Genomic DNA, 4,953 nt, shown 5'->3' on the forward strand with positions numbered 1-4,953 from the left:
TTCAATATCCCTTATTTCCAATTTTCTTCTGCCTAGAGTGACAAAAGAGGGTTAGATACAAGGGAAGTCAGGGATTTTTGAATTCACAACAGCGTGCAGTCCTTCATTGAATGGCTCAAAACCAAGGATAAGTGGAATTTGAGCGAACTAGAATACGAGATAGCATCTTCGTATGGGGTAGTGTTTGAGTCGAAACAGAGCTACTACGACTTATTTGATACAGCTGGGATTAGTTGGAAGAAAACTCAAGCTCACAACCCCAAGTATGACGAAAAACTAGTAAGTAGCTCAACCTAAAAAAAGGTAAAATGGAATGAAGGCAGCATTTACGTAAAAAACGATGCCAGCGCCGTTAAAAATAAAACTAACTCCAGAAGAAGATCTGACGCTGTTAGAGCTCATCTGTGCAAATGGAGTTCCACGACGAACAAAACTCCGAGCGATCGCATTAAGATTGAATGCACAAGGATATAATGTACGAGAAATTGCTGATTATCTGGATTGGGCAGAGAAAACAGTTAGACAAAGTATTCATCGGTGGTCGTCATTAGGTTTAATCGGGCAAAGGGATGCTTCTGGTCGTGGTAGAACAAGACGTTGGGCGGATGAAGATTGGTTAGCTGTTGAACGATGGTTGACAGAAGAACGTAGGTATAGTGCGCGACAAATAAGTCAGAGACTGCAATCTGAAAAAAACATTCAATTGGGTACTGAACAGGTACGCCGAATTTTAAAAAAAAGATTGGCGGTGGAAAAGAATCCGAAATAGTCCGGCAAACTCCTCTCAACCTCAAAGAGTACAAGCAAAACTAGCGGATTTGGAGACTTTAAAACTATGGGCTTCAATGGGACTGATTTGTCTCAAGTATTTAGACGAATCTGGCTGTTACTGCCACAGCACTACTGACTATATTTACGCACCTCGCGGTCAACAAAAAAAGCGAAAACAATCCCGTAAAAGAGGTAGGCGGATCAATATACTTGGTCTTTGGGAACCTAAAGCTTCATTTGATTATGCTTTAATGCTTGGTACATTAAATACTCAAACTTTCTTGGAGATCATGAATTGGCAAGCCCACTCATGCGCAACATCGTTTGGCTTTAACTAGGGTTTTAACGGTAATTGTTCTTGATAATGCTTCTGTTCATCGGAGTAAATTGACACGCGAGCATTTTCAGCACTGCTACGAGCAAGGACTGATACTATTTTTCTTGCCGCCTTATAATCCACAGATGAACTGTATCGAAGATGAATGGTTGCACTTAAAACGTGACGAGCTTGCTTCAAGAGTTTTTGAAGACGAATATGATTTGGCGAACGCTATTATGTCAGGTATAAAAAATAGAGCAATACAAAGGAATTACCCAGTGGAGCATTTTACCTTTAATTAAGTTGATTTACTTAGCATCAAAAAAAAAGAAATCTGTGAGTTACTGGAAGCGAGACGTTTTGAAATCGAGCAAAGCCGGAGACGCTCCGCCTCCGGTCAGGAGAGTTAGTGGTATTCATAGTTGATGAATGTCATCTGTTGTGGGGTGATATCTGTGGATATGTTTAGGGAAAAACTAGCGAACGCATATCAGTTCCAGTTGTAAACGCTCGTGATAAGCAAACATATTTTGGTGCTATAGATTACAAAACCTACGAATTTATAACTTACGCAGCTAAAAAAGGAGACTCCCAAAACACGATAAATTTCTTGGAATATCTTCAATCACAGCGTCCAGGAGCTAATATGCTTAATAATTTGGGATGGAGCTTCTTATCATCGTTCTAATGCAATTCAAGACTATTTAGACTCTTTGAATCGTCAGCTTGAACAAGAACAATGATTGATAACTTTAAACGGTTTGCCCTAAATGCTCCACAACAAAATCCCGTAGAAGATATTTGGTTACAAGCAAAAAAATTGATTAAAGAGTTTTATTTTTTCTGTCATTCTTTTTCTGTAGTTAAAGCATTATTTGAGCTAGCCGTGAATGGTCAATTTTTTGACTTTCCTAAGCTGTATGAGTACGGTAATTTCTCACAAATAATTTAGGGTTGCTAAGCTGTTCCACATTTAAATCGCATAAAATAACAACAAGATAAACTCCAGTTTATGCATCATGGCAGTAAAGGGATTCCTCAAGCAAGAACAGAGAGAAAACTTACAAAAAGCAGTCAGAGAAGATAATTGTGCGTTACTTAGAGAGAGAGCGCTAATGTTGCTGCTGATGAACGATGGTAAGACTTATGCAGAAATTAGTGAATTTATCGGATGCGGATTGAGGACAGTAGTATATTGGTGCGTGCATGGTGATCCAGACAACATAGAAAGTCTGAAGGATCAACGTGAGAAAGGAAATCATTCTAAAGCGACGGATGAGGATATTAAATTATTAATGGAAACAATTGAAAAACCATCAGAGCTAGGGTATGAATTTGGTAGATGGACAGCAGCTAGATTAGCGACGTACTTAAGCGAACAAACAGGAATAAAGTTAAGTGGAGAACAAATAAGGAGGATACTGCTTAAAAAAAAGTCCGTTTACCTCTGGGCAAAATATAGCTTGGAGGATAAGCAAGACCCAGCTAAAAGAGCAGCATTTCAACAGAAGTTAGGAGGATATATAGAAGTATCAAAAGCTTCCCCAACAAAGCTTCAGGTCTGGTTTTGGGATGAGTCGGGTTTTAGCTTAAGAGTAATTCGACGGAAAAATTGGAACCAAAAAGGGCAAAGGAAAAAAGTGAGCCAGTGCGGTCTTGGGGTTTCCCCAAGTGAAGCAACTGGCGAACCCGCAAGGGTTACAGGACAACGGAGTAGTGGCAAAGTCAATATCATGGGAGCAGTCAGATTTCATGACCGGAAAAGAATTTGTTATTTTGTAGAGAAAGGAAACAGTGATATTTTCTACTCCTCATTACAACAACTATATGAGCAGGTAAAGCAAGAATGGGTAGAACAGGGTAATGAATCCGAAGATTTTACTGAAAAAGGGCCAAAGATTTTCATTGTTTTAGATAATGCTAGCTATCACAAAAAGAAAACAATGCTAGCCGAAGTTGAGACAAATTTACCAAATATTCAACTGTACTTTTTACCGCCTTATAGTCCCGATTCTAATCTAATTAAGTTAGTATGGCATTCGGCTAAGGAATATATTGCTCATCGATTATTTCAATCAGTTGAGCAATTAAAGAATTTATTAGACCGACTGCTTAATCAAGGACAACTAATTATTAAATGGTATCGGAAACTCAAAAACAAAGGCAATGCTATTATAGCAAGTTAAATGTGGAACAGCTTATAGCAGCTGAATTACCTATCGATTTTCTTAGAATTGAAGGGTTAAAGGCAGACGCTGCGTTACAGCTTTTATCTAGCAAAGGATTAGTAGATCAAGAAAAATGCAATGATTTAATCAAAATTTATAGAGGTAATCCTTCAGAATTAAAAGCAGTTGCTAATCGAATTCATCACTTCTTTGGAGGTAATACCGAAAAATTTTTTGAAAACCCAACAACATTAGTTAGTGACCAATTTCAAGAAATGCTTAATCATCTATTTAGTTAAGTATTGAGCAAAATTCAGAAGCGAATTATAGTTGATTTAACAGAGGAAGTGACTTTAAATTCACAATACGTTGGCTTTGTTAAACTATTAAACGATGTCTTTATTTATGGCAGCAAGAACAATAACTTTGGCATTGTGCGTACCAAAAACATTAACTAAAAGACAGTAAGGGCTATCTTGTTGGGGGTAGGGTTGCAGTAAAAGCACGTTATTGCCGGATAGTAAGTATTCATTTGGTTTTAGTGCCTCAACCGACTTGGCACTACCGATAATTGCATCCTTAAGGGTATTTTTGGATCAAGACTATGAAATGGATTCTGCCGTTTAATGAATTCGCCTTATATTTCCTCCAACACTTGTGGACTAACTATTTCCGAAAATACTTAGTGTTATATAAAACACCAGTAAATACAGGCGGTACAAAAATTAGCCATAATTAAGAGATTTGGGAAAGTCTCTACATTATTTCAGCACAAAGTTATTTAAATCAGCATTTGGTGAAATGGTTAACTGCGGCAAGAAGCGTGAAAAATTAACGCTGACATCAGGTTAAAAGTAAAGGGAGCAAGCTGGGTGAAAATAACTTGGCGGGAGCAACGCTATATGTATATGTACAGTTTGGGGATTAGCCAAGAACATGAGTTCAGTTGCTGCCTAATTCCCAAGCTGTGCAGGAAGCTTGGGTGTTGACTACGGATTTTGCCTCAGCCCCAACAAGTTTCCGTCAATATCCTTGAAGACAGACAATTGAACTTCGTGGCCGACATCTGTAATTGGCCCAACTTCAACTCCTTTTTCAATAAGGCTTTGACGAGCAGCAACTATATTGTTTACAACAAAGGTACTAACAGCACTACCTGCAACAACAGAGTTACTTAAGTTCAATCCAATTGCAAAATTCCCAATATCAGGGATACTTAACTGTCTCCAGCTAGGCGAGTCATATTTGGATTCAGGAACTAAACCGAGTTTGTCCTTGTACCACTCGACACTAGCTTCCAGATTGGTAACATCTACTTTAGTGACAAAGCTATATTCACCAAAGGTGTTTTTCAATGTCATAATCTACTGTCCTAATTCAAAACTTTTGCAGTATAGATATTATCAACTATTTTAAAGGTTAAAACAACTGCAACTCAATCGAGAATTAGTACTTTATTATAGCAAAGTAAAAAGAGCGATGTCTACAACGGCTTATTCGGCGTCGCCTGATGGTTCCGTTAAATCAAACTGGTGATCGTTCTTAGGGACTTCCAAGCAATAAAATCACAAAACTATAAGAATGATAATCATTGTGAGAACGCTGGAAGGCAAAAGAACACTTACCAACCCTTTTAGAAGATATAGCAATCGCCAAGGTGATTAGGACACTAGGTTCAAGACAAACTCGATTGCA

At 38.1% G+C, this 4,953-nt stretch carries 5 protein-coding genes and 3 pseudogenes; 7 read left to right on the top strand and 1 reads right to left on the bottom strand.

The features are described from left to right. Positions 1-50: 50 nt before the first annotated feature. From Q0541_RS09655 to Q0541_RS09680, 7 genes and pseudogenes are all read left to right on the top strand, one after another. Positions 51-288: pseudogene (locus tag Q0541_RS09655) on the top strand (winged helix-turn-helix domain-containing protein); the annotation flags it as partial. Positions 289-340: 52 nt separating this feature from the next. After that, positions 341-769, top strand: coding sequence for a helix-turn-helix domain-containing protein (locus Q0541_RS09660; RefSeq protein WP_298908829.1), 429 nt, complete (start codon positions 341-343; stop codon positions 767-769). Between the two features lie 76 nt (positions 770-845). Further along, positions 846-1,109: a transposase gene (locus Q0541_RS34380; RefSeq protein ID WP_366941848.1), complete on the top strand. Its 264-nt coding sequence runs from the start codon at positions 846-848 to the stop codon at positions 1,107-1,109. Further along, positions 1,096-1,302, top strand: a pseudogene (locus Q0541_RS09665) (transposase); the annotation flags it as partial. The gene Q0541_RS34380 and the pseudogene Q0541_RS09665, both read left to right, overlap by 14 nt. Positions 1,303-1,383: 81 nt before the next feature. Then, positions 1,384-2,042 (top strand): annotated as a pseudogene (locus Q0541_RS09670) (transposase); the annotation flags it as partial. A gap of 67 nt (positions 2,043-2,109) precedes the next feature. Beyond that, positions 2,110-3,276 (top strand): IS630 family transposase, encoded by a 1,167-nt coding sequence (locus Q0541_RS09675; protein ID WP_298908832.1) that lies wholly within the window; start codon positions 2,110-2,112, stop codon positions 3,274-3,276. A 2-nt stretch (positions 3,277-3,278) separates the two neighbouring features. Then, positions 3,279-3,557, top strand: coding sequence for a hypothetical protein (locus tag Q0541_RS09680; protein ID WP_298908835.1), 279 nt, complete (start codon positions 3,279-3,281; stop codon positions 3,555-3,557). A 690-nt stretch (positions 3,558-4,247) separates the two neighbouring features. Here the strand turns inward: Q0541_RS09680 and Q0541_RS09685 are convergent. Further along, a complete protein-coding gene (locus Q0541_RS09685) occupies positions 4,248-4,619 on the bottom strand; it encodes a VOC family protein (RefSeq protein ID WP_298908838.1) in 372 nt (123 codons plus the stop codon). Positions 4,620-4,953: the final 334 nt, after the last annotated feature.

The sequence above is a fragment of the uncultured Nostoc sp. genome (assembly GCF_937863485.1).
Lineage (GTDB): Bacteria > Cyanobacteriota > Cyanobacteriia > Cyanobacteriales > Nostocaceae > Nostoc.

Coding starts and splice junctions, on each gene's coding strand:
- Q0541_RS09675 (WP_298908832.1), top strand. CDS start 2,110: ATGGCAGTAAAGGGATTCCTCAAGCAAGAACAGAGAGAAAACTTACAA.
- Q0541_RS09685 (WP_298908838.1), bottom strand. CDS start 4,619: ATGACATTGAAAAACACCTTTGGTGAATATAGCTTTGTCACTAAAGTA.
- Q0541_RS34380 (WP_366941848.1), top strand. CDS start 846: ATGGGACTGATTTGTCTCAAGTATTTAGACGAATCTGGCTGTTACTGC.
- Q0541_RS09660 (WP_298908829.1), top strand. CDS start 341: ATGCCAGCGCCGTTAAAAATAAAACTAACTCCAGAAGAAGATCTGACG.